This window comes from Pseudomonas sp. NPDC090752, from assembly GCF_055584805.1.
The window spans coordinates 278,845-303,488 of record NZ_JBVJLI010000001.1; the positions used below are offsets into that span (position 1 = coordinate 278,845).

Annotated in this window: 14 protein-coding genes; 6 read left to right on the plus strand and 8 right to left on the minus strand. The window is 63.3% G+C overall.

What is annotated here, in order from left to right; all coding sequences use genetic code 11:
- Positions 1-100: 100 nt before the first annotated feature.
- The 3 genes from ACZ6YA_RS01115 to glgB all read left to right on the plus strand — a co-directional run bounded on the left by ACZ6YA_RS01115 (position 101) and on the right by glgB (position 7,797).
- Entirely contained in the window at positions 101-2,119 is a 2,019-nt protein-coding gene (locus ACZ6YA_RS01115; RefSeq protein ID WP_465894897.1) for an alpha-1,4-glucan--maltose-1-phosphate maltosyltransferase, read from the plus strand.
- 149 nt (positions 2,120-2,268) lie between these two features.
- Positions 2,269-5,586, plus strand: a complete 3,318-nt coding sequence (treS, locus tag ACZ6YA_RS01120) for a maltose alpha-D-glucosyltransferase (protein ID WP_465894898.1) — start codon at positions 2,269-2,271, stop codon at positions 5,584-5,586.
- On the plus strand, positions 5,587-7,797 hold the full coding sequence (glgB, locus tag ACZ6YA_RS01125; RefSeq protein ID WP_465894899.1) for a 1,4-alpha-glucan branching protein GlgB: 2,211 nt from the start codon (positions 5,587-5,589) through the stop codon (positions 7,795-7,797).
- Positions 7,798-7,908: 111 nt separating this feature from the next.
- On the opposite strand, the gene ACZ6YA_RS01130 is transcribed toward glgB, so the two are convergent.
- Positions 7,909-8,985 carry an autotransporter domain-containing protein gene (locus tag ACZ6YA_RS01130; protein WP_465894900.1) on the minus strand — a complete coding sequence of 359 codons (1,077 nt, stop codon included), beginning with the start codon at positions 8,983-8,985 and terminating at the stop codon, positions 7,909-7,911.
- Positions 8,986-9,503: 518 nt separating this feature from the next.
- On the opposite strand from ACZ6YA_RS01130, the gene ACZ6YA_RS01135 reads away from it, so the two are divergent.
- On the plus strand, positions 9,504-10,370 hold the full coding sequence (locus ACZ6YA_RS01135) for a hypothetical protein (RefSeq protein ID WP_465894902.1): 867 nt from the start codon (positions 9,504-9,506) through the stop codon (positions 10,368-10,370).
- 77 nt (positions 10,371-10,447) lie between these two features.
- On the opposite strand, the gene glgX is transcribed toward ACZ6YA_RS01135, so the two are convergent.
- The 7 genes from glgX to ACZ6YA_RS01170 all read right to left on the minus strand — a co-directional run bounded on the left by glgX (position 10,448) and on the right by ACZ6YA_RS01170 (position 21,856).
- Complete coding sequence (glgX, locus tag ACZ6YA_RS01140) at positions 10,448-12,601, minus strand: glycogen debranching protein GlgX (protein ID WP_465894903.1); 2,154 nt, start codon at positions 12,599-12,601, stop codon at positions 10,448-10,450.
- A gap of 141 nt (positions 12,602-12,742) precedes the next feature.
- Positions 12,743-13,009 carry a DUF2934 domain-containing protein gene (locus tag ACZ6YA_RS01145; protein WP_465894904.1) on the minus strand — a complete coding sequence of 89 codons (267 nt, stop codon included), beginning with the start codon at positions 13,007-13,009 and terminating at the stop codon, positions 12,743-12,745.
- Between the two features lie 14 nt (positions 13,010-13,023).
- Positions 13,024-15,798, minus strand: coding sequence for a malto-oligosyltrehalose synthase (locus tag ACZ6YA_RS01150; protein ID WP_465894906.1), 2,775 nt, complete (start codon positions 15,796-15,798; stop codon positions 13,024-13,026).
- Positions 15,795-17,864: a 4-alpha-glucanotransferase gene (gene malQ, locus ACZ6YA_RS01155; RefSeq protein WP_465894907.1), complete on the minus strand. Its 2,070-nt coding sequence runs from the start codon at positions 17,862-17,864 to the stop codon at positions 15,795-15,797. Before malQ ends, ACZ6YA_RS01150 begins: the two co-directional genes overlap by 4 nt.
- On the minus strand, positions 17,861-19,603 hold the full coding sequence (treZ, locus tag ACZ6YA_RS01160; protein ID WP_465894908.1) for a malto-oligosyltrehalose trehalohydrolase: 1,743 nt from the start codon (positions 19,601-19,603) through the stop codon (positions 17,861-17,863). Before treZ ends, malQ begins: the two co-directional genes overlap by 4 nt.
- A 14-nt stretch (positions 19,604-19,617) precedes the next feature.
- Positions 19,618-21,177: a glycogen synthase GlgA gene (gene glgA / locus ACZ6YA_RS01165; protein ID WP_465894909.1), complete on the minus strand. Its 1,560-nt coding sequence runs from the start codon at positions 21,175-21,177 to the stop codon at positions 19,618-19,620.
- A 511-nt stretch (positions 21,178-21,688) separates the two neighbouring features.
- Entirely contained in the window at positions 21,689-21,856 is a 168-nt protein-coding gene (locus ACZ6YA_RS01170) for a DUF6026 family protein (protein WP_465894912.1), read from the minus strand.
- Between the two features lie 202 nt (positions 21,857-22,058).
- On the opposite strand from ACZ6YA_RS01170, the gene gnd reads away from it, so the two are divergent.
- Positions 22,059-23,042: a phosphogluconate dehydrogenase (NAD(+)-dependent, decarboxylating) gene (gene gnd, locus ACZ6YA_RS01175; protein WP_465894914.1), complete on the plus strand. Its 984-nt coding sequence runs from the start codon at positions 22,059-22,061 to the stop codon at positions 23,040-23,042.
- Positions 23,039-24,544 (plus strand): glucose-6-phosphate dehydrogenase, encoded by a 1,506-nt coding sequence (gene zwf / locus ACZ6YA_RS01180; protein WP_465894915.1) that lies wholly within the window; start codon positions 23,039-23,041, stop codon positions 24,542-24,544. The genes gnd and zwf overlap by 4 nt, the downstream gene beginning before the upstream one ends.
- The last annotated feature ends 100 nt before the right edge of the window (positions 24,545-24,644 follow it).

Consider the following 24,644-nt stretch of genomic DNA (forward strand, 5'->3'; position numbering starts at 1 on the left):
TTTGATACGTGGCTGCGCCGTTTGCTCAATTTTTTTGAACCCCCAGCGTGGACGATGGCTCTGAATCCTTACCGCCGATGCCAATAGGGAGCCTGGACCGATGTCGCGTAACGAGCCCTTCGAAAGCGTACCGATGGCCAACGACCACCCCGACCAGGCCGTGAGCCTGTCCCAGGCGCTCTTGGCGCCGCGTATCGTCATCGAGGACAGCAGCCCCGTGCTCGACGCTGGCACCTTCGCCGCCAAGGCCATCAGCGGCCAGCCGGTGGCGGTCAGCAGCAAGGTCTACAGCGATGGCCACGACCGCCTGGCGGTGATGCTCAACTGGCGCCAGGCCAACAGCCGGCGCTGGCACTGCGTGCCGATGCACTCGCCGGGCAATGACCTGTGGCTTGCCGAATTCACCCCGACCGAACTGGGCCTGCACCTGTTCAGCATCGAAGCCTGGATCGATCCATTCGCTACCTATTGCCACGACCTGGAGAAGAAGTACCACGCCGGTGTCGAGGTCAAGCTTGAGCTTGAAGAGGGCCGCCTGTTGCTGGGCAAGGGCGCCGAGCGCAGCGAGGGCGCATTGCGCGAGCAGATTGAGGCCTTGCAGGTCCAGCTGCCGGAGCTGCCCCAGGATGATCAGGTGGCGCTGCTATTGGGCGCCGAAGCCTCGCGGCTGATGACTGAAGCCGAGCACCGCAGCTATCTGACGCGCAGCAGCGAATTCCCCCTCGATGTCGACCGACCCGCCGCGCAGTTCGCCAGCTGGTACGAACTGTTCCCGCGCTCGATCACCGACAGCCCCGAGCGCCATGGCACCTTCAACGACGTGCACGAGCGCCTGCCGATGATCCGCGACATGGGCTTCGACGTGTTGTATTTCCCGCCTATACATCCGATCGGCAAACAATTTCGCAAGGGCCGCAACAATGCCTTGCAGGCCGAGCCCAATGACCCGGGCAGCCCTTATGCCATCGGCAGCCCCGAAGGTGGACACGACGCCATTCACCCTGAGCTGGGCACCCGCGAAGACTTCCGTCGCCTGGTCGCCGCCGCCGCCGAGCATGGCCTGGAAATCGCTCTGGACTTTGCCATTCAGTGCTCCCAGGACCACCCTTGGCTGAAGGAGCACCCCGGCTGGTTCAGCTGGCGCCCAGACGGCACGATCCGCTATGCCGAGAACCCGCCGAAAAAATATCAGGACATCGTCAACGTTGATTTTTATGCCGCCGAGGCCGTGCCGTCACTGTGGCTGGCCCTGCGCGATGTGGTGGTGGGCTGGGTCGAGGAGGGCGTGAAGACCTTCCGCGTCGATAACCCGCACACCAAGCCGTTGCCGTTCTGGCAATGGCTGATTGCCAATGTGCGCAGTCAGTACCCCGAAGTGATCTTTCTCGCCGAAGCCTTCACCAAGCCAGCGATGATGGCGCGCCTGGGCAAGGTCGGTTATGCGCAGAGTTATACCTACTTCACCTGGCGCAATACAAAAAAAGAACTCCGCGAGTACTTCGAGGAACTCAACCAGCCGCCGTGGAGCCAGTGCTACCGTCCCAACTTCTTCGTAAACACCCCGGACATCAACCCCTTCTTCCTGCACACCTCGGGCCGTGCCGGCTTCCTCATCCGCGCCGCACTCGCGACCATGGGGTCGGGGCTGTGGGGTATGTATTCAGGATTCGAACTCTGCGAGGGCACACCGTTGCCGGGCAAGGAGGAGTACATGGATTCGGAGAAGTACGAAATCCGCCCACGCGACTTCACCCAACCCGGCAACATCATCGCCGAGATCGCCCAACTCAACCGGATCCGCCGGCAGAACCGCGCCCTGCAGACGCACCTGGGCGTGGCGTTCTTCAACTGCTGGAACGACAACATCCTGTATTTCGCCAAGCGCACGCCCGAGCGCGACAACTACATCCTGGTGGCGATCAGCCTCGACCCGCACAACGCCCAGGAGGCGAGTTTCGAGCTGCCGCTGTGGGAGCTGGGCCTGGACGACGACGCCGATACCCTCGGCGAAGACCTGATGAATGGCCACCGCTGGACCTGGCACGGCAAGACCCAGTGGATGCGCATAGAGCCGTGGCATCAGCCGTTCGGTATCTGGCGAATAGAAAAGGCCGGATAAAGCGGGCCGCTTCGCGCCCCATTCGCGGGGCAAGCCCGCTCCCACAGGTTCACCACCGGACTCGAGGGCAGCGGGGCACCTGTGGGAGCGGGCTTGTCCCGCGAATGGGCTGCGAAGCAGCCCCACCAGGCAATTGAAAGGAGTCACCCATGGCCAAGCGTTCCCGCCCGGCAGCCTTCATCGACGACCCGCTGTGGTACAAGGACGCGGTGATCTACCAGCTGCACATCAAGTCGTTCTTCGATGCCAACAACGACGGTATCGGCGATTTCGCCGGCCTGATCAGCAAGCTCGACTACATCGCCGAGCTGGGCGTCAACACCCTCTGGCTGCTGCCGTTCTATCCCTCGCCACGGCGTGATGACGGCTACGACATCGGCGAATACAAAGCCGTGCACGCCGATTACGGCAGCCTGGCCGACGCCCGTCGTTTCATCGCCGAAGCGCACAAGCGCGGCTTGCGGGTGATCACCGAACTGGTCATCAATCACACCTCCGACCAGCACCCGTGGTTCCAGCGCGCCCGCCTGGCCAAGCGCGGCAGCAAGGCGCGCGACTTCTATGTATGGTCGGATGACGACCAGAAATACGACGGCACGCGGATCATCTTCCTCGACACCGAAAAGGCCAACTGGACCTGGGACCCGGTCGCCGGCCAGTACTTCTGGCACCGCTTCTATTCGCACCAGCCGGACCTCAACTTCGACAACCCGCAGGTGCTCAAGGCGGTGATCGGGGTGATGCGTTTCTGGCTCGACCTGGGTGTCGATGGCCTGCGCCTGGATGCCATCCCGTACCTGATCGAGCGCGATGGCACCAACAACGAGAACCTCCCGGAAACCCACCAGGTACTCAAGGCGATCCGCGCCGAGATTGACGCCAACTACCCCGACCGCATGCTGCTGGCCGAGGCCAATCAATGGCCCGAAGACACTCGCCCGTATTTCGGCGAAGGGGAGGGCGACGAGTGTCACATGGCCTTCCACTTCCCGCTGATGCCGCGTATGTACATGGCCCTGGCTATGGAGGACCGCTTTCCGATCACCGACATCCTGCGCCAGACCCCGGAAATTCCCGCCAACTGCCAGTGGGCGATCTTCCTGCGCAACCACGATGAGCTGACCTTGGAAATGGTCACCGACCGCGAGCGCGACTACCTGTGGAACTACTACGCCGAAGACCGCCGCGCGCGCATCAACCTCGGCATCCGCCGCCGCCTGGCGCCGCTGCTGCAGCGTGACCGTCGGCGCATCGAGCTACTCACTAGCCTGCTGCTGTCGATGCCGGGCACGCCGACCCTGTACTACGGCGACGAGCTGGGCATGGGCGACAACATCTATCTGGGCGACCGCGACGGCGTGCGTACGCCCATGCAGTGGTCGCCAGACCGCAACGGCGGCTTCTCCAAAGCCGACCCGCAGCGCCTGGTGCTGCCGCCAATCATGGACCCGCTGTACGGCTACCAGACCGTCAACGTCGAGGCGCAGTCGCACGACCCGCATTCACTGCTCAACTGGAACCGTCGCCTGCTGGCGGTGCGCAACCAGCAAAAGGCCTTTGGTCGCGGTACCTTGCGCACGCTCACGCCGAGCAACCGGCGCATTCTGGCGTACATCCGCGAATACACCGATGCCGAGGGCAACAGCGAAGTGATCCTCTGCGTCGCCAACGTCTCCCGCGCGGCGCAGGCGGCGGAGCTGGAACTGTCGCAATACGCCGATAAAGTGCCGGTTGAAATGCTCGGCGGCAGCGCCTTCCCGCCGATAGGCCAACTGCCGTTCCTGCTGACCTTGCCGCCTTATGCCTTTTACTGGTTCCTGCTGGCCGCGCACGACCGCATGCCCAGCTGGCACGTTCAACCTACCGAGGGGTTGCCAGAATTGACCACATTGGTGCTGCGCAAACGTATGGAAGAGCTGCTCGAAGCGCCTTCCTGCGACATCTTGCAGGACGCGATTCTCCCGCAATACCTGCCCAAACGCCGCTGGTTCGCCGGCAAGGAAGCGCCCATCGACCACGTGCGGCTGCGTTACGGCGTACGCTTGGCCACGGCCACCACCCCGGTGCTGCTCAGCGAAATCGAGGTGCTCGGCGACGGTGTGGCCAATCACTACCAGCTGCCATTCGGCTTCCTGCCCGAGGAGCAAATCACGACCGCCTTGCCGCAACAGTTGGCGCTGTCGCGCGTTCGTCGTGGCCGGCAGGTGGGTTTGATCACCGATGCGTTCGTGCTCGAGCCCTTCATCCGCGCCGTGCTGCGCGCCTGCCAGGCCGGCGAGCGGCTGGCTTGTGGTAATGACTTGGGCGAGCTGCAATTTCACTGCACCGAGCAGTTGGCCGAACTGGGGATCGACGACGACAGCGCAGTGCGCTACCTGAGTGCCGAGCAATCCAACAGCTCCGTGGTGATCGCCGACCGCGTGGTGCTCAAGCTGATCCGCCGAGTCAACCCGGGCATTCACCCCGAGCTGGAAATGAGCGCCTACCTGACCGCTGCGGGGTTCACCAATATCTCGCCATTGCTGGCCTGGGTCAGCCGGGTGGACGAAGCCGAGGCACCGCACTTGCTGATGATCGCCCAGGGTTACCTGAGCAACCAGGGCGATGCCTGGGCCTGGACCCAGAACACCCTGGAGCGGGCAATCCGCGACCAGATGGAGCCGGCCAGCGGCGACGGCGAAGCACATACCGACGCGCTGGCCGAACTCAATGGCTTTGCCGCCTTGCTCGGCCAGCGCCTGGGCGAGATGCACCTGTTGCTGGCCGCACCGACCGAGGAGGCGGCCTTCCAGCCACGGGCCAGCGATGGCGAGGACAGCGAACGCTGGGCGCGCCAGATCAGCGCCGAGCTCAGCCATGCCCTCGACCTGGTGGCCCAGCACCGCGGTAGCCTCGACAGCGACAGCCAGGCCTTGGTCGACGACCTGCAGCAACAACGCGACGGCCTCACCCAGCACATCGCCAACCTCGCCCAGCAAGCCCAAGGCGGGCTGCTGATGCGCGTGCATGGCGACCTGCACCTGGGCCAGGTGCTGGTGGTGCAGGGTGATGCCTACCTGATCGATTTCGAAGGCGAGCCGTCGCGCCCGCTGGACGAGCGCCGGGCCAAACACAGCCCTTACAAGGATGTCAGCGGCGTATTGCGATCCTTCGACTATGCTGCTGCGATGATCCTGCGCAGCGCCTCGGCAGTAGACCTCTCCGAGGCAGCACGGCAGGCTCGTCAGCGGGTCGCCCGGCAGTACCTGCACCAGTCGCGCCACGCCTTCGTCGAAGCCTACGGCTTGGCCACCGCCGCCTTGCCCCATGCCTGGCAACAGGCCGAGGGCGAGCGCGCTGCTCTGGAACTGTTCTGCCTGGAAAAAGCCGCCTACGAGATTACCTATGAAGCCGAGAACCGGCCGAGTTGGCTGGCCGTGCCTTTGCATGGCCTGCATGGACTGATCAGTACCTGGGGAGAGTCTTAGATGAATGCAATCAAGCGTGACAACGGTGGCCTTCGGCAGCGGGAGCTGGACGCCCTTGCCCGCGCCGAGCACGCCGATCCTTTCGCAGTGCTTGGCCCCCATGGCGATGGCGCGGGCGGGCAGTGGGTCCGTGCCTTCCTGCCGGCTGCGCTGAATGCGCGGGTGCTGGCCCGGCATGATGGGCGTGTGCTGGCCGAAATGGAGCAGGGCAGCCTGCCTGGTTTGTTCACCGCGCACCTGGATGATGCACAGCCTTACCTGTTGCAGATCGGTTGGGCCGGCGGCGAGCAGGTGACCGAGGATCCCTACAGCTTTGGACCGCAACTGGGCGATATGGACTTGCACCTGTTTGCCGAGGGCAACCACCGCGACCTGTCCGGGCGCTTCGGTTCGCAGCCGACCCAGGTCGACGGTGTCGACGGCGTCTGCTTCTCGGTATGGGCGCCGAATGCACGGCGGGTCTCGGTAGTGGGCGATTTCAACAACTGGGACGGCCGCCGCCACCCGATGCGCCTGCGTCATGGCGCCGGGGTATGGGAGCTGTTCATACCGCGCCTGCGTGTCGGGGAAACCTATAAATACGAGGTGCTGGGCAAAGACGGCATCCTGCCGCTCAAGGCCGACCCGCTGGCGCGTGCCACCGAGCTGCCACCCAGCACGGCTTCGAAAGTGGCGGATGCGTTGTGCCATGAATGGCATGACCAAGAGTGGATGGAACACCGCGCGCAGCGCCATGCCTACAGCGCGCCCCTGTCGATCTACGAACTGCACCCAGGTTCCTGGCAGTGCGAACTGGACGACCTGGGTGAGATATCGCGCTTCTACAACTGGCGTGAATTGGCTGAGCGCCTGGTGCCCTACGTGCAGCAACTCAACTTTACCCATATCGAACTGCTGCCGATCATGGAGCACCCGTTCGGCGGCTCATGGGGCTACCAGCCTCTGTCGATGTTCGCGCCGACCTCGCGCTACGGCACGCCGGAAGATTTCGCTGCATTCATCGACGCGTGCCACCAGGGCGGTATCGGGGTAATCCTCGACTGGGTGCCGGCGCATTTCCCCACCGACGAACATGGCCTGGCGCGCTTCGACGGCACTGCGTTGTATGAATACGACAACCCGCTTGAGGGCTTCCACCAGGACTGGAACACGCTGATCTATAACCTGGGCCGCAACGAGGTGCGCGGCTTCATGATGGCCTCGGCGCTGCATTGGCTGAAGCACTTCCACATCGACGGCCTGCGTGTCGATGCGGTGGCTTCCATGCTGTACCGCGACTACTCGCGCAAGGCCGGCGAATGGGTGCCCAACCGCCATGGCGGGCGCGAGAACCTCGAAGCCATCGACTTCATCCGCCACCTCAACGGGGTGGCCGCCCATGAAGCCCCTGGCGCACTGATCATCGCCGAAGAATCCACCGCCTGGCCGGGCGTCAGCCAGCCGACCCAGCAAGGCGGCCTGGGTTTTGCCTACAAGTGGAACATGGGCTGGATGCACGACACCCTGCATTACATCCAGAACGACCCGGTGCACCGCGCCCATCACCACAACGAAATGAGCTTCGGTTTGATCTATGCCTATTCCGAGCATTTCATCCTGCCGATCTCCCACGATGAAGTGGTGCACGGCAAGCATTCGCTGATCGACAAGATGCCCGGCGATCGCTGGCAAAAGTTTGCCAACTTGCGCGCCTACTTGACCTTCATGTGGACCCACCCCGGCAAGAAGTTGCTGTTCATGGGCTGCGAGTTCGGCCAGTGGCGCGAGTGGAACCACGATCATCAGCTGGACTGGTACCTGCTGCAGTACCCCGAGCACCAGGGCGTGCAAAAGCTGGTCAGCGATCTCAACCGGCTGTACCGCGAGCTGCCGGCGCTGCACGAGCAGGATTGCCAGCCGCAGGGCTTCCAGTGGTTGATTGGCGACGATGCGCACAACAGCGTGTATGCCTGGCTGCGCTGGAGCAGCGAGGGTGAGCCGTTGCTGGTGGTGGCCAACTTCACCCCGGTACCGCGTGAAGGGTATCGGATTGGCGTGCCGTTCGGTGATCGTTGGCAGGAGCTGCTCAACAGTGATGCCGAGCTGTATGCCGGGTCGAATGTGGGCAATCTGGGGGCGGTGGAAAGTGATGACATTGCCAGCCATGGGCAACCGTTGTCATTGGCCTTGAACCTGCCGCCGCTGGGGGTACTGGTGATGAAGCCGGCTTGATGTGTTGCCTTTTCGCGGGCAAGCCCGCTCCCACAGGTTCAGCTACTGCGCCGTATCTGTGGGAGCGGCGGTCCGGCGTCCCGGCTCGCCCCGCGAAAGGGCCGACACTGACTACCACCGCATCCGCACCCCCAGACTACCAATCAACCCATTCAGATCATTGTCATCCACATCACTGCTGTAATCAGCACTGACGAACAACGCCACCGAAGGTGTGACTCTGGCCACCAGCCCCAAGCCTAACTCCACCGTGGTCGAGTAGCGCGAGCCTGAAATCTTGTCGACCTGGTCCAGCTTCACCTCGTCGGCGTTGCTGAAGTCATACCAGACGTTGGTCCGCACATAGGGCTCGATCGGCATGCCCCGCACTTCGTAGCGCCCGGACAACTTGGCACCGACCCGGCCGCTCCAGGTGGGTTGGCTGTCGAAGGCCTGCAGGGTTTCTTCCTGCACCTGGTTGCCGGGGAAGAACTGCTGGTTGATCAACTGCGCCTGCGGTTCGATTACCCAGCTGCCGCCCAGTCGGATCGGGTAACCACCCTCGATGGAAAAGGTCATCGCGTGGCCGCTTTCGTCCAGTCGCTGGCCGCTCTCGCCACGGCCCAGCACGTCGATGCGCGAGCCCATGGCCACTGCGTCCAGATGCCAACCCTGCTCATGGGTCATGCTCCAGTACACCCCCAGGCTCTCGCCGCTCAGGTTGACCGCATTGCGCTGTTTGTCGCCGAGCAGCGGCCGGCTGCCGTTCAAGCTGCTTTGCAGGTTGTTATGGCCGACGAAAATGCCCGCACGGTGCACATTGCCGTCGCCGGTTTCACGCACGAACAAGTCGGGGCCGATCATCAGTTGTTGGCTAGGCGCTTCCAGCTGCTCGGGGGCCTGCGCACCTGGGCGGGGCGTGCCTGGGAAAAACTGCATCCATTGGCTGGCCATCAGATCGGGGGTCGCTTGGCCATGGCGCTCTCCCATCTTGTCGCTGAAGGCCGACAGCGTACCCAGGCTCAGGCCGCTGGCGCTGACCGGGTCGAGCGACAAGTGCGGCATCGCCGGTTGCTGCAGGTACAGGGGCGAACTGGGGTCGTCCTGCAATTCGAAGGCGAAGGTTTCCACCGGGGTTGCCAGAAGCATCGACGTGGAAACCGCGTAGAAAATACGATCGAAACGCAAGGGAATCGAGGTGGTTTTCATAGCGGATATCCTTTGTTTTTATGTTGTACAGCCCAAGAACCTGGCCTGTCGTCACGAGCTGTACGGCAAAAACAGAGGGCGACCCAACCCAACACGCCCACTTTTGCAGGCATGCACGAAGGCGCGAGCTAGAGGCCCGGCGCGAGGTTTTTACGACTAGGTAATGTTTAGCTAAGGAGAGGTATGGGATTGCGTCAAGAAAGTGTTAAAGCGGCATGAGACTGGGGTGCGTGTAGTTAAAGCCATGATTTCAGTCATAAACCCTGACGTCATAGCGGCGTTCGCTATTTATCACGCATTGGCTATGCCGAATCATTGCTAAAGCTGCCCCGAGCTAGGCATTCCCTTGAGCGCTCATGATCAGCGGCCCAGCATCCGCAGCACAGTGGATAACTACGCAGAGCCGCGAAACTTCCTTCAGCGCAGTGTGGTGCTAACGACTTAAATCTGCATGTGATTTCGCAAATGATAGCGCTACTTGAACATCGTTAGCGCTGCCGTTAGCCAGGAGCCAGAGCTTGAAGCTTATTAGCCATTTGCATCTCACCCGACCCGTCTCGCCGGAGAAAGCGGCAGCCTGGTCGGCTGTTGAAGGTATTTATCGCGATTACCGGACCATGAAAGAGACTGCCAAGGTACTGCGTGATTGCAGAATTGAAACCGAGTGCTTCCTGCAATGTAAGCGGGGTGCGGTGGCTATCAGCCTGGCGGGGCGTTTCGTGAAACGAGTGCTGATGTCGCTTGCTGGTATTGGTGGAGGGATCGCAGGTTCGATCTTGCCGGGTGTAGGGTCGTTCGCGGGCGGAGTCTTGGCAGTGAATGCCGTGGATACCTTGGTGCCTGGCTATAACCTGGTACCCAATACCGACCTGGAAAAAAGAATCGACGACGCTTCACGGGGAGTCTTCGGAAAATACTTCATGTCAGATTACTACGTGGGCGAGGCCAGAGATTTGTTCAATCACGAATTAGCCAACAGATTGATCAATGGCGGCTTGGAAGCCGCGGGGACTGCAGCGCCCCCGGCCTCGGTACCGGTCGTGTGGCTCTTCAACAATGGTAGAGACCTGCTGGAGGTGAGCAAGACCTCGAAACTGGATTTGGTCCGGCAACTGCAGGTCAGTTTGTGGAAAGCCGAACACATCATAGAAGAGCTGCATGCCCGGTTCAGCGCGGCATTCCGCCTCCATCGAAAATTCGAGCAGCATTACAGCTTGCTGGGCGAACCCATGGGCAAAGGTTATGGGGTCAAGGTGCGGCAGAAACCCTCTGAATGGGTGCGCGAATCTGCTTACATGAAGCATCATGGGAGAACCATGAATGAGCTGGAAAGGCTCAAACGTTTGGTCAGCGACTCGCTGATCAAGTTGAATGCCCCGGTTTAAAAAGGATTCGTCTAAAAGCGTATGGCCGTCGATCGACGGCCATACGCATGAGTTCAAGCGTTTGATGATGCTGCAGATCATTCTTCCTCACGCTGCAACACCATCAAGAGGAACGAACGTCCCTTGACCTCGAATGTACTCTCGAACTGCAAATGTTGCCCCTTGCGCAATTCCGGCCGGTCGGTATCGACCAGGCAGCTCCAGTAATCGCCTTCCGGAACGCTTGGCAGCAAGAACGGCACCACGTCGTGATGTGCATTGACAATAAGTAGCACAGTTGCCTCGGACCCAGGCCGAGCGATACCACTGACCTGCGCACGCCCATCGATCAACATTCCCAGGCAACGCCCATGCGGATCCTCCCACTGCTCCACGCTCATCTCACTGCCATCGGGCGCTAGCCAGGTCACGTCCTTGACCCCGATCGCCTCGTTGTAATCGCCAACCAGAAAACGTGAGCGGCGCAGCACCGGGTAGGCCAGACGCAGGCGGGTCAGGCGTTTGACAAAGGCCAGCAGATCCTTGCCGTCTTCATCCAGGTCCCAATTGACCCAACCGATCTCGCTGTCCTGGCAATAGGCATTGTTGTTGCCATGCTGGGTGCGGCTGAACTCGTCGCCGGCCACGATCATCGGCGTGCCCTGTGCAAGCAGCAGGGTGGCGAAGTAGTTGCGCATCTGGCGCACGCGCAGGGCATTGATCTCGGGGTCGTCGGTGGGGCCTTCGGCGCCGCAGTTCCACGACAGGTTGTTGTCGGTGCCGTCCTGGTTGTTCTCGTCGTTGTCTTCGTTGTGCTTGCTGTTGTACGACACCAGGTCGCGCAGGGTGAAGCCGTCATGCGCGGTGATGAAATTGACTGAAGAGTAGGGTCGCCGGCCGCGGTTATTGAACATGTCGCCCGAAGCCGTCATGCGCGAGGCGAAGTCGGCCAGCTGGCCTTCGTCGCCCTTCCAGAACGCCCGCGCCGTGTCGCGGAAACGGTCGTTCCACTCCGCCCACCCCGGCGCGAAATTGCCCACCTGATAGCCGCCAGGGCCGCAGTCCCAAGGCTCGGCGATGAGTTTAACCTGGCTGAGCATCGGATCCTGGCGGCAGGCGACGAGGAAGCCGTGGCGTTCGCTATAGCCATCGTGGTAGCGGCCGAGAATGGTCGCCAGGTCGAAGCGGAAGCCATCCACGTGCATTTCGCCGGCCCAGTAGCGCAGCGAATCGGTGACCAGCTGCAGCACGCAGGGGTGGCTGAGGTCGAGGGTGTTGCCGGTGCCGGAGTCGTTGATGTAGAAGCGCTTGTCATCGGGCATCAGTCGGTAGTAAGAGGCGTTGTCGATGCCGCGCATGGACAGCGTCGGGCCACGCTCGTTGCCTTCGGCGGTGTGGTTGTAGACCACGTCGAGAATCACCTCCAGGCCTGCGTCGTGCAGGTGCGCGACCATCTCCTTGAACTCGGCGATCTTGCCGCTGGCGAGGTAGCGCGGGTGGGGTGCGAAGAAGGCAATGCTGTTGTAGCCCCAATAGTTGTTCAGGCCTTTTTCCAGCAGGTGCTGGTCGTTGACGAAGGCGTGGATCGGCAGCAGCTCGATGCTCGACACGCCCAGGTCCTTGATGTGCTTGAGCAGCTCGTCGTTGGCCAGGCCAGCAAAGGTGCCACGGAGGTTTTCCGGCACCGCCGGGTGGCGCATGCTGATGCCGCGAGCATGGGCTTCGTAGATGATCGTGCGCTCCCACGGGATCTGCACGCGCTGATCGCGGCCCCAGGTGAACGCCGGGTCGATGACCTTGCACTTGGGCACGAACGGCGCGCTGTCGCGCTCATCGAACGACAGGTCGCCGTCGGGGTGGCCGATGGTGTAGCCGAACAGCGCCTCGGACCATTTCAGGCTGCCGACCAGTTGCTTGGCGTAGGGGTCGATCAACAGTTTGTTGGGATTGAAGCGGTGACCGTTCTCGGGTTCGTAGGGGCCGTAGACGCGGTAGCCGTAGACCAGCCCGGGGTGGGCGTCGGGCAGGTAGCCGTGGTAGATCTCGTCGGTGTATTCGGGCAGCTCGATGCGCTCGATTTCCTGCTCGCCGGTGGAGTCGAACAGGCACAGCTCGACTTTGGTAGCGTTGGCCGAGAATAAGGCGAAGTTGACCCCCAGGCCGTCCCAGGTGGCGCCGAGTGGGAAGGGCATGCCCTCGCGCAGGCGGGATGGGGCGATGGAGCGGGTTTTCTTAGGGGTGCGGGGGCTCATGGCAGTCCTCGGATGGCCTTGGAGAAGGGGTAGCTGTGTGTCAGGCATGGCCTCTTCGCGGGTCAAGCCCGCTCCCACAGACTTGAGTTAGGCGCAAAACCTGTGGGAGCGGGCTTGCCCCGCGAAGAGGCCCGGTCAGGCTCAACCTGCAGCCGGTTTTTTCACCGCTTTAGGTTTTTTCGTCGCCGCCGGTTTCACGCCTGGCAGCGCTGCCGCCTTGGGCTCGGCAGGGGCCTTGGGCTTGACAGCAGCCTTCTTGCGGGGTGCGGCCTTGGGTGCCAATGCTTCGGCTTCGGCCAGCTTGCGAGCCATGTCCCAATGCCGTTCCTCTTCCCCTGCAGGCTTACCCTCCGACTCCCAGATCTGGTAGGCGAATTCGCGAATACGCTTTTCATCGACACTCATCATGACGCTCCTGATGCTCAAGATTGTTGTATCAACACATTGACCGGAAACTCCGCCAGCACAGCGCTCAACATCAGCTCCTTTGAAGGGCTGACCACCGCACTGGGGAAAAGTCCCATCGCGTTGGCAGGTGACACGGCAAACGGCAGAAGTACCCGGGTGTCGTCCCAGTTCTGTGCCGGGATCAACGGTGTAGTAGCGTCGCCCAGCAGGCCGCTGGCCAGGCGCGGGGCGACGACGATGGCGTGTTGTTCTTCACCCAGCCGGGCGAACGCCAGCACCTTGTCAGCGTGCTTGCCCTGCACGGTCAGTGGCAGGTAGGCGCCGCGGCGGAACAGCTCGGCGTGAGCTTGCCGGCAGTCCAGCACCTGGGCCAGCAAGGCCTGCTTGATACGACCGTCGCGCCAGTGCGCGAGCAGCTCTGCGGCGGGCGTTGCGTCGTCCAGGGTGCGACGCCTGCAAGCGTAGTCCACGGCGCGGCGGTTGTCCGGGTCGACCAGGCTGAAATCCCAGTACTCGTTGCCCTGGTACAGGTCGGGTACGCCGGGTGCGGTACAGCGCAGCAGGACCTGAACCAGGCTGTTGAGGGCGCCAGGGCAGGCAATCAGTCGCGCGGCATCGGCCAGTGACTGGCGCAACTGCTGGTTCTCGCGGTCGAGCAGCAGGCCATCGACATAAGCCGCGCAGGCGGCCTCGTAGGCCTCGTGTGGCGCACTCCAGCTGCTGCGCAGCTTGGCTTCGCGCAGGGCCTTCTGCTGCCATTGACGGATGCGCTCGGCGTACTGGCGAACGGCATTGTCATCCTGCAAGTCAAGCGCCAGTGGCCAGCTGCCCAGCAGGGTCTGCAACAGCAACAACTCGTCACCTGGGCTGGGCGCTGGGCCATCGTCCAGTTGCTCGCGCAAGGGCGCCGCCAGCTCGCGCCAATGCTCCACGCGGCTGGCAAACCAGGGCCCTCGCTCGCTCAGCACGGCCAGCCGAGCGCGGGTGTCTTCACCGCGCTTGTGGTCGTGGGTGGCGGTGGCGAGCAGGTTGTCGGGGAAGTCGCGCAGGCGGCGCTGAGATGCGTTATGGAAGTGTTCGGGGCTGGCGCTGAAGCGTTCTGCCTCGAAGCCCACATCATTGCGCGACAGCAGCCGCGCCGAACGGTAGAAGGCAGTGTCTTCCACCGCTTTGGCAGCAGTGGGTGCGGTGAGCTGCTGAAAGCGCACGCAGGCATGGCGCAGGTGCTTGCGTGGGCGGCCGGGCGGCAGCTTGCGCCAAGGCTGGCCGCCGAGCCATTGTTCCAACTGATCGAGCAGTGGCCAGTCGGCTTCGCCAAGGTCCTGGCGGGCATTGGTAAGGGCCTGCTGGAAGAATTTCTCATCCTCGGCCGGGCGCCCGCAGGGGTTGAAATAGGTGCGGTACACCGGGTAGTGCGCGACCAGTGCCTGCAGGGCCCGGCGAATCGCGCCGAGGGTCAGGTCGCGGGTCATCAGGTCGTCGCGGGCCACCTGCAGCAGCGCCTGGGCCACCGATTCGCAATCACCGGCAAGGCTGGCATTGAGCACCAGGTGGCGGGCCTGGCGCACCTCCTCCGTGAAGTCGGGGCGCTCGCTGACGTTGGCCCACAACTCGGTTAGCGGCGCTTCGCCGGCCGGGTCGTGCTGCAGCAGCGAGACCTGATTCATGAATTCGTAGCCAGTGGTGCCGTCGGTAAGCCAGTCGCGGTGCAGGTGCTCGCCGAGGCCGAGGATCTTCTCGACGTAGATCGGGAAGTGCTCCAGCGCGGCATTCAGCGGGCGCTGGGCGAGCAGGCTTTCGACCCGCCGGCGCAGCTTGCGGCAGTAGCCGCGCGGGTCGGCGAGGCCGTCGATATGGTCGATGCGCAGGCCGTCCACCAGGCCGCGCTCGATCAGCTCGAACAGCTTGGCGTGGGTAGCCTCGAACACCACCGAGCGTTCCACCCGCAGACCGCCCAGTTCGTTGATGTCGAAGAAGCGCCGCCAGTTGATGTCGTCGGCGGCGGTGCGCCAACTGGCCAGCCGGTAGGTCTGGCGTTCGAGCAGCAGGTGCAGGCGCTTGAAGCCGTTTTCGCTGCGGCTGTCGAAGGCCACCAGTGCCGACTCCAGGTCCGCGCCGTCGGTCACCAGTCGCGCCAGTTCGCGCTGTAAATCGACGGCGGCCGCCAATGGATCAGCCGCATCGCTCAGTGCTGTGAAATGTTCGGCCAGGTACTTCAGGGCCGGCTCGGGGCTGAACGACAGGATCCAGCCATAATCGATGGGGCAGATCGGGAAGCGATGATCGTAGTGGGCGACCTGTAACACGCCGTGCTGCTTGTCGAACTGCAACGGGATCTCAGCGTTTTTCAGCGCCATGCCGTAGTCGCTGCCAAGAAAAGGCAGCAGCAGTTGGCCAGCCAGCAGCGGGTCGCTGGAATGCCACTGGATGTCGAAAAACTCCGCGTACGGGCTCCGTCGCCCCCACGCCAACAGGCTTTGCCACCAAGGGTTGTCGGCGCCGCCGACCGCCATGTGGTTGGACACAGTGTCGAGGATCAACCCCATGCCGTGTTGGCGCAACGCTACGACCAGGCGCTCCAACGCCGCCTCGCCACCGAGCTCCGGGTTGACCTGAGTCGGGTCGACCACATCGTAACCATGGCGTGAGCCGGCGCGGGCCTTGAGGATAGGGGAAGCATACAAGTGGCTGATGCCCAGTTGGGCGAAGTACGGCACCAGCGGCAGGGCATGGTCAAGGGTGAAGTCGCTGTGAAATTGCAGGCGCAGGGTCGCGGTCAACGGCTTCATCGGTCACGCTCCCAGGCTTGTTCGCGGGCCTGGGCCAACAGCTCCAGGCGGCGTGCGGCGTCCTCGTCGTCGAGCAGGTCGCGCACAGGGGCGGCGAAGCGCCGACGCCAGTTGGGGTGGCCTTCGGTGGTGCCGGGCAGGTTGGGCTGCTCGTCGCTGCCGAGCAGGTCTTCCAGTGGGATCAGCACCAGCGGTGCGCGGGTGTGGCCGACGTAGCGAATGGCGGCATCAATCACGTGGTCGTTGTCCTTCTGCGGGCCGTAGTTGGCTTCCAGGGTGCGGCGCAGGCCGGCACTTTCTTGTAGACGGGTCTGGCGCCAGTGCTTTTCTGCGTCGGCGTCGATCAACTGCAGGCGCTGGCTCCAGTCGATGTCGCGGCTCTGCAGCCAACCGGCCAGGGGCGCCAGATCGTGGGTGCCGGTGGTGGCCAGGGCGTTGTCGGGCCAGTCGAGGATCGGCTTGAAGTGGCCGGGCTGGGTCTGTTCGAAGGGCAGCACGCGCATGCCCAGCACAGCCCTGTCGGCCAGTTGTTCGCGCAGGCCTTCGGGCACGGTGCCAAGGTCTTCGCCGAGGATGATTGCCTGGTGCCGTACCGACTCCAGCGCCAACAGACGCAGCAGATCGTCCAGCGGGTAGTGCAGGTAGGCGCCTTCACTGGGCTTGCTGCCGCGCGGGATCAGCCACAGCCGGCGCAGGCCCATGACATGATCGATGCGCAGGCCGCCGGCATGCGCGAGGTTGGCCCGCAGCATTTCGATGAAGGCGCGGTAGCCGTTGCGCTTGAGGCCCTCGGGAGAAAACGCGCAGATGCCCCAGTCCTGGCCTGAGCGGTTGAGGATGTCAGGCGGGGCGCCGACCTTGAGGTTGGCCAGCAGTTCGTCCTGACGGCTCCAGGCTTGGCTGCCGGCGCCGTCGGCGCCGACGGCCAGGTCGGCAATCAGGCCGACCGCCATGCCATTGCCGCGTGCGGCTTCCTGGGCGCGCTGCAAGCCGCGTTCGGTAAGCCACTGGCAAAAGGCGTGGAACTCGACCTTCGCCGGATATGCGCTGGCGAAGGCTTCGACTTCCGGGTGGTAAGGATCGTGCCAGGCGCTTGGCCAGGTGCGCCAGTCGGCACCCAGTCCATGCTCCACGGCTTGGGCTTGCAATGCTTCGAAGCGGCAGTGGAGTTCCAGTGCCTGACCACCGGCCTCGCGGAAGCTTTCGAAATCCTTGCGCAGCGGGTGATCGCCTTGGCTGAAGTCCTGGTACAGCGCTTCGAGCAGGCGCAGGCGGGCATCGGCGGCCCGTGGCCAATCGACCAGTGAGCGTTGTTCCAGGTCTTCGAGGGTCTGCTCCAGACCACAGGCCTCAATGGCCATACGCACCGCGCGCTCGCCGAGCAGGGCAGCGGGGCTGGCGTACAGGGTGTTGAGCAGTAAGCGGCTGGAGGGTGAATAGGGGCTGTAGTGTTGCTGGTCGATAGCTGAAAGCGCGTGGATCGGGCTGATCGCCAGAGCATCGGCGCCGCGTTCGGCGGCGATGCGGGCCAACTGCTCAAGGGCCAGGCAATCGCCGTAGCCACCATCGCCTGGGCGGCGCAGGCTGTAGAGCTGTATCGCAAGGCCCCAGCAGCGGGGTGGTGGTTGTTCTACGGCGTCTTCCAGGCTATGACAGCGCGCGGGGGCCACAGCCAAGGTGAAGGTGCGGCCGTCGACGTTGACCTGATGGTAGCCGATGGGCATCTCACCGGGCAGACGCGCCTGGGGGTCAAGCGTCAGCGTGAGCTTGCTGTTGTCTTCCAGCGTGCAGTGCGCGGTGTTGCCTGCCGTGAAGTAGCGCGCCAGGGGCAAGGGTTCGCCGAGCTCAGCGGTCAGCAGCGGCGGCAGGTGCTCACTGTCATCCGCTCGCTCTACGGCTCGCAGGCTGCTGTCGATGGCGCTGTCATCAGCGGCCGGATGGCCCAGGCCTTCGAGGACTTTGCGCAGTACTTCATCGCTTACCTGCTGTGGTCGGTTGTTGGCGTCGATCCAGTCGCGGGCCAGCCCGACGCGGGCGGCCAGTCGGTGCAGTGCGGTTTCGCTCATGGGCTCTCCTGGCCGGGTGCAAGCAGGCTGACCACGCAACTGTAGGCAGACAGCGCGGTGTCGGGGTGCGTGGTGTCGCTGCTGTCGAACAGGCGGTGTTCAGCAGCGGGCAGTTCGACCGGCTGTGGCGTTGCCGCCAGGTTAAGGTCGATGCGCAAGGTGTTGCCGTCGCCCAGGCGCCAGCGTGCGGTCAAGGCTTTTTCGCCAAGCACCTGTGCGCCGAGCGCGCGGCTGCCGGGCAAGTGCGGGATGACATGGCGCTGGCGCAGGTTGAGCAGTTGCTGGTAGAGGCCGTGCCAGCCAGCGATGACTTCCTGGCGCTGCGGCCGCGAAGCCTCGAAGGTCTGCTCGGCGTTGGGGTCGGGGATGCGCGCGCGCTGCTCGGGATCGGCGAACGCGGTGAAGTGGGCGAACTCGCCGCGCCGGCCTTCGCGCACAGCGTCGGCCAGATCATCGTGGAAATCGGTGAAGAACAGGAACGGCCGGCAACTGCCATCGTCATCGCCCATGAACAGCAGCGGGATCATCGGCGACAGCAGTAGCAGGCCGGTCGCCGCGCGCAGGGCTGCTGGCGGGCAAAGGCGGGTCAAGCGCTCACCCAGGGCGCGGTTGCCGATCTGGTCATGATTCTGCAGGAACAGCACGAACGAGCTGGGTTCAAGGTGCCCGCTGGGTTCGCCGCGTGGCGTGCCGTGGCGGTTGGCCTGGCCCTGGAACACGAAGCCCTCCGACAGGCAGCGGGCCAGCTTGTCGATGGGCTGCGCCTGGTAGTCGGCGTAGTAACCCTCGGTTTCACCGGTGAGCAGCACGTGCAGGGCGTTGTGGCCGTCATCGTTCCATTGCGCGTCGAAGTCCTGGTCGAGCAACGAGGCCTGGTTGTGTTCGTTTTCCAGCACCAACCAAACCTGCCTGCCAGGCTGCACCGCAGCGCGTACTCGCTGTGCCAGTTCGATCAGGAAATCGGGCTGGTCGATGGCATGCACGGCATCCAGGCGCAGGCCATCGCAGCGGTAATCGCACAGCCACATCAGGGCGTTCTGGATGAAGTACTCGCGCACTTCGGGGCGGCGAAAGTCGATGGCAGCGCCCCAAGGGGTCTGCCGGTCCTCGCGAAAGAATGGGCTGGCGTACTGGTGCAGGTAGTTGCCGTCCGGGCCGAAGTGGTTGTAGACCACATCAACCATCACCATCAGCCCCTCGCCGTGGGCGTTGTCGACCAGCGCGCACAGTTGCTCGGGGCTGCCATAGTTGTGTTGCGGTGCATAGGGCAGCACGCCGTCGTAGCCCCAGTTGCGTTCGCCGGGGAATTGCCCGAGGGGCATCAGCTCGATGGCGCTGATGCCGAGCTCTGCCAGGCGCGGCAGGTGCCGGGCAACACCTTCATAGCCTTCGAGCACCCCGACATGCATCTCCTGAATGACCGCTTCGTGCCAGGGGCGGCCTTGCCAGGGGTGTTGCCAGGCATAGGCCCGGGTGTCCACCACCTGGCTCGGGCCCTGTACGCCTTCGGGCTGAAAGCGCGAGGCCGGGTCGGCTACCTGCAATTGGCCGTCGATACGGTAGCGATAACGGTCACCGGCCTGGCACGAAGCAACCCCCGTGTACCAGCCGTTGTCGTCGGGCAGCAGCTCGATTGGCGGCTGCTGCTCCAGCTCCAGGCTCACGTTGCGCGCATCCGGCGCCCATAGGGCGAAGCGCGCCGACGTGGCGTCCAGCAGGTGTGCGCCATGTCTGTGCATCTTCCACCCCCTGCTCAGTAGTGGCTGAGTTGTGCCTGTTTGACCAGGTCCTCATAAAGGCGCGCATAGGGCTCGACCGCCTGGCACCAGTTGAACGGCTGGGTCATCGACAGGCAGCGCATGGCGTTGAGCAGGTTCTTCTTGCCATAGACATAGAAGGCTCGGCTGAGCGCCTCGCGGTAGCTGTCTGCCGTAGACTCGTCGAACAGGAAGCCAGTGACGCCGTTCTCGATGGTGTCGGCCAGGCCGCCGGTGTTGCGTGCCACCGGCAGCGAACCGAAGCGTTGCGCATACATCTGGCTCAAGCCGCAGGGCTCGTAGCGCGACGGCATCAGCAGGAAGTCACTGCCGGCGAACATGCGTCGGGCGTCGGTTTCGTTGAAGCCGATGCGTACACCGATGCGGCCTGGGTGGCGCAGCGCCAGCTCGCTCATGGCCTGTTCTTCTTCAGGCTCGCCACGGCCGATAATTGCAATCTGGCCACCCTGTTCGACGATGTAGTCGGCCACGGCCAGGGTCAGGTCCAGGCCTTTCTGGAAGACCAGCCGTGAAACAACCGCGAACAGGGGGCCTTCGGACGGCTCCAGCTCGAACAGGCGGCGGACTTCTTCGGCATTGCGTGCCTTGCCTTCCCAGTCATTGATGCTGAAGTTGTGCTGCAAGTGCTGGTCGGTGGCCGAGTCCCAGCTCTCGTCGATGCCATTGGGGATGCCGCCGAGCAGGCCTTGCTGAGCCTTGCTGGCAAGAAACCCATCCAGGCCGCAGCCGAATTCCGGTGTGGTGATTTCGCGGGCGTAAGTGGCGCTGACCGTGGTGATATGGCTGGAGTAGGCCAAGCCTGCCTTGAGGAACGACAGCTTGCCGTAGAACTCCATGCCTTCCTGCTGCATGGCATGGTCGGGGATCGCCAGCTCCGGGCTGCAGGCGCGGCTATAAACGCCCTGATAGGCCAGGTTGTGGATGGTGAACAGGGTCGGTGTGTTCAGCCCGCGCCAGTGCATGTAGGCCGGCGCCAGGCCGGCGGGCCAGTCATGCGCGTGGACCACTTCGGGCTTCCAGTGGATCTTGCCTTCACCCGCGGCAATCTCGGCGGCGGCCAGGCCCAGGCGGGCGAAACGGATGTGGTTGTCGGGCCAGTCGCGACCGTTGTTGGCACCATAGGGAGTGCCGTCGCGGTGGTACAGCTCAGGGCAGATCAGGACATAGATAACCAAGCCGTCGGCCATGTCCATGCGGCCGATCTTGCACGGTGGCAGGGCCGCGTGGCCGCCGAGTTCGCCGACGATATGAATGGGGTTGTCGCTTTCCATCACCTGGGGATAGCCGGGAATCAGCACGCGCACATCGTGCAGGTGCGCCAGCGCCCGTGGCAGCGCTGCGGACACGTCGCCCAGGCCGCCGGTCTTGACCAGGTCGGCAATTTCCGAGGTGACGAACAGGATCTTGCGCTTGTTCGGGTTGTGCTGGCGCTGCGCGCCGGGTGCCTTGACTGTCGTTGCGAAGTCCGGGGTGAGCGGTTCGCGGTTTTCCGGTTTGAATGACTCTACGTGAGGTTCGACAGCGGCACTGATCATACTTCTCTCCGTCCCTATGTTTTGGCCGGGTGCTGGCACCCGTTACTCTCTATCGTGTTGGTTTCTCTAATACGTCAGTTGGTAGTGCGGTCCTTGCCCCAGGAGCGTGCGCACGGGCACGGCGCGATCGGCATTCCGGCCGAAGGCGATTGGACTGGTTGGGGTGGCAGGCCGTGGCGAGGGAAGCCCCCATGTATTGGCCTACTTAATTGCTGACCCGCCAGTATTTCCAAAAGTTCGACTTTTTTTATGTCGCTCTTCCTATGAGCAAATGGCGGGCCGAAAGCTGAGTGTAGGAGAGCCGGAGATAAAAAGGTGACCCACTGGTCACTTTCGTTATGAGGCGAGATATACGCAAACGTTGGCGTGTGTCACGGAATGTGAACAAGGGCAATAGAGGGGAGAGTGGGCGTGATTGAGGATGCGCTATCGTGTGGCGGGCGGGGTGCTTTGCACTGATTTGGTGCGAGCAATGTGGGAGCAGGAAGCTCCCACGCAAGGAGAGAATGAATCAGAGGCTGACGGTTTTGTCGCCGGCGCGCGCCTGTTCCAGCATCATGTGCAACTGGGCGACCTGTTGGCGCAGCTGTTCACGTTCATCTTTGAGTTTGCGCAGTTCATCACGGCGCACGGAGACATAGAGGGTCTGGGTGGGAGTAGCAGGCATCAAGGTACCCATGTATACACCTCGCGGTTTTGGCTGGTGACAGTTAAAGCGTAGTCGCTTCACGCGGCGCGCATTCTGAATTCTTTCGCGGCCTATGGGAACTTTTTTGTTTAACGTTGTCTCGCCGTTCGTCGCTGAACCCTCGGGCGGTGTGCTGGACTAATCTGAAACGCTGAACTGTATTGTCATCAATTTTTAAGGGGAGCATCGGCTCATGCAACTGGGAATCGTCGGGCTGGGCCGCATGGGCGGCAATATTGCAAGGCGCCTGATGCGCGCCGGTCACCGCACGGTGGTCAACGACCGCAACCGTGAAGCCATCACTGCGTTGGAAGGCGAGGGCGCTCAAGGGGCGCACGACCTTGGTGCGCTGGTGCAAAAACTAAAAGCGCCACGCGCCGTGTGGGTGATGCTGCCAGCGGGAGAGCCCACCGAGCAGACCATCGCACAATTGGCCGAATTGCTGGAACCGGGCGATGCGATCATCGACGGCGGTAACACCTTCTATAAGGACGACATGCGCCGCGCCGCCGAACTGGCCAAGCGTGGGCTGCATTACCTGGACGTCGGTACGTCTGGCGGGGTGTGGGGCCTGGACCGTGGCTACTGCATGATGATCGGCGGCGAGAAGGACGTCTTCGAGCGCCTGGAGCCGCTGTTCAAAGCCCTGGCACCGGGCGTGGGCGACATTCCGCGCACCCAGGGCCGCGAGGGCGAGCACGGGCGCGCCGAACACGGCTACATCCACGCCGGCCCGCCCGGTGCGGGGCACTATGTGAAGATGGTGCACAACGGCATCGAGTACGGACTGATGCAGGCCTACGCCGAGGGCTTTGACCTGCTGCGTAGCAAGGGCGGCAACGAGTTGCCTGAGGAGCAGCGCTTCGAGCTGAACGTGGCCGAGATTGCCGAAGTCTGGCGCCGTGGCAGTGTGGTCACCTCCTGGCTGTTGGACCTCACCGCCGATGCCCTGGTAGCCGACCCGCAGCTGGCGCAGTTCAGCGGCTCGGTGTCCGACAGTGGCGAAGGCCGCTGGACCATCGATGCCGCCGTCGAGCAGGCCGTGCCGGTACCGGTACTGTCCAGCGCGCTGTTCGCCCGCTTCCGCTCGCGCCAGCAGCAGGGCACCTATGGTGACAAGGTCCTGTCAGCCATGCGCCTGGGCTTCGGTGGCCACGTCGAGAAGAAAGGCCAATGACCAAACCGACCATACCTGCTGCTCCGCCTTGCACCTTGTTTCTGTTCGGCGCCAACGGTGATCTGGTCAAGCGCCTGCTGATGCCGGCGCTGTACAACCTCAGCCGCGACGGCCTGCTGGACCGCAACCTGCGCATCGTCGGCGTCGACCACAATGCCGCCACCGCCGAGGAATTTGCCGAGCGCCTGCATGGCTTCATGCGTGAGCGGGACAAAGGCAGCGAGGGAGCGGCCAAGTGCCTGGACGAGAAGCTTTGGGCGCGTCTGGCCAAGCGCCTGGACTACCAGACCGGCGATTTCCTGGACCCAGCCACCTATGCGGCGTTGGCCAAACGCATCGACAAGACCAGCCACGGCAACGCGATCTTCTACCTGGCCACCTCGCCGCGCTTCTTCCCTGAAGTGGCCCAGCGCCTGGGCGAGGCAGGCTTGCTCGACGAGTCCGCCGGGGGCTTTCGCCGGGTGGTGGTGGAGAAGCCGTTCGGTACCGATCTGGCCAGCGCCGAGGCGCTCAATGCCTGCCTGCTGAAGGTGATGAGCGAGCGGCAGATCTACCGCATCGACCATTACCTGGGCAAGGAGACGGTGCAGAACATCCTGGTCAGTCGTTTTTCCAACGGCCTGTTCGAGTCGTTCTGGAACAACCACTACATCGACCACGTGCAGATCACCGCGGCCGAGACCGTGGGTGTCGAGACCCGCGGCGGCTTCTACGACAACACCGGTGCTCTGCGCGACATGGTGCCCAACCACCTTTTCCAGTTGCTGGCGATGGTCGCCATGGAACCGCCTGCGGCCTTTGGTGCTGACGCTGTGCGTGGCGAGAAGGCCAAGGTGATCGGTGCCATCCGCCCATGGTCGGCGAAGATGGCGCTGAAAAACTCCGTGCGCGGCCAGTACACCGCTGGCAAGCAGGGCCGCAAATCCCTGGCCGGTTATCGCCAGGAGGAGCGAGTGGCTGCGGACAGCAAGACCGAAACCTACGTAGCCCTGAAGGTGATGATCGACAACTGGCGTTGGGCCGGCGTGCCGTTCTATTTGCGTACCGGCAAGCGCATGAGCGTGCGCGACACCGAAATCGCCATCTGTTTCAAGCCCGCGCCGTACGCGCAGTTTCGTGAGTCGGAACTTGAACGGCCCAAGCCCAACTACCTGAAGATCCAGATCCAGCCCAACGAAGGCATGTGGTTCGACCTGCAGGCCAAGCGCCCAGGGCCAGAGTTGGTGATGGAGAACGTCGAGCTCGGGTTCGCCTACAAAGACTTCTTCAAGATGACCCCGGCAACCGGCTATGAAACCTTGATCTACGACTGCCTCACGGGTGACCAGACGTTGTTCCAGCGGGCCGACAACATCGAGAACGGTTGGCGTGCGGTGCAGCCGTTTCTGGATGCCTGGGCGCAGGATGGCGAGGTTCACGAGTATGCAGCCGGTGAAGATGGGCCAGAGGCTGGAAATGAATTGCTGACCCGCGACAAGCGCGAGTGGCACAAATTGGGGTGACTGAGCTGGCCCTTTCGCGGGGCAAGCCCGCTCCCACAGGGCTCAGTGCAGTCCTTGTGGGAGCGGGCTTGCCCCGCGAAGAGGCCGGCACAGACAATCA

What these genes read in the sequence shown, in the direction of transcription:
- malQ (WP_465894907.1), bottom strand. Translation starts at nt 17,864, where the DNA reads ATGAGCGAAACCGCACTGCACCGACTGGCCGCCCGCGTCGGGCTGGCC.
- ACZ6YA_RS01170 (WP_465894912.1), bottom strand. Translation starts at nt 21,856, where the DNA reads ATGGGTACCTTGATGCCTGCTACTCCCACCCAGACCCTCTATGTCTCC.
- glgA (WP_465894909.1), bottom strand. Translation starts at nt 21,177, where the DNA reads ATGATCAGTGCCGCTGTCGAACCTCACGTAGAGTCATTCAAACCGGAA.
- ACZ6YA_RS01145 (WP_465894904.1), bottom strand. Translation starts at nt 13,009, where the DNA reads ATGATGAGTGTCGATGAAAAGCGTATTCGCGAATTCGCCTACCAGATC.
- gnd (WP_465894914.1), top strand. Translation starts at nt 22,059, where the DNA reads ATGCAACTGGGAATCGTCGGGCTGGGCCGCATGGGCGGCAATATTGCA.
- zwf (WP_465894915.1), top strand. Translation starts at nt 23,039, where the DNA reads ATGACCAAACCGACCATACCTGCTGCTCCGCCTTGCACCTTGTTTCTG.
- ACZ6YA_RS01115 (WP_465894897.1), top strand. Translation starts at nt 101, where the DNA reads ATGTCGCGTAACGAGCCCTTCGAAAGCGTACCGATGGCCAACGACCAC.
- glgB (WP_465894899.1), top strand. Translation starts at nt 5,587, where the DNA reads ATGAATGCAATCAAGCGTGACAACGGTGGCCTTCGGCAGCGGGAGCTG.
- ACZ6YA_RS01130 (WP_465894900.1), bottom strand. Translation starts at nt 8,985, where the DNA reads ATGAAAACCACCTCGATTCCCTTGCGTTTCGATCGTATTTTCTACGCG.
- ACZ6YA_RS01150 (WP_465894906.1), bottom strand. Translation starts at nt 15,798, where the DNA reads ATGAAGCCGTTGACCGCGACCCTGCGCCTGCAATTTCACAGCGACTTC.
- treZ (WP_465894908.1), bottom strand. Translation starts at nt 19,603, where the DNA reads ATGCACAGACATGGCGCACACCTGCTGGACGCCACGTCGGCGCGCTTC.
- glgX (WP_465894903.1), bottom strand. Translation starts at nt 12,601, where the DNA reads ATGAGCCCCCGCACCCCTAAGAAAACCCGCTCCATCGCCCCATCCCGC.
- treS (WP_465894898.1), top strand. Translation starts at nt 2,269, where the DNA reads ATGGCCAAGCGTTCCCGCCCGGCAGCCTTCATCGACGACCCGCTGTGG.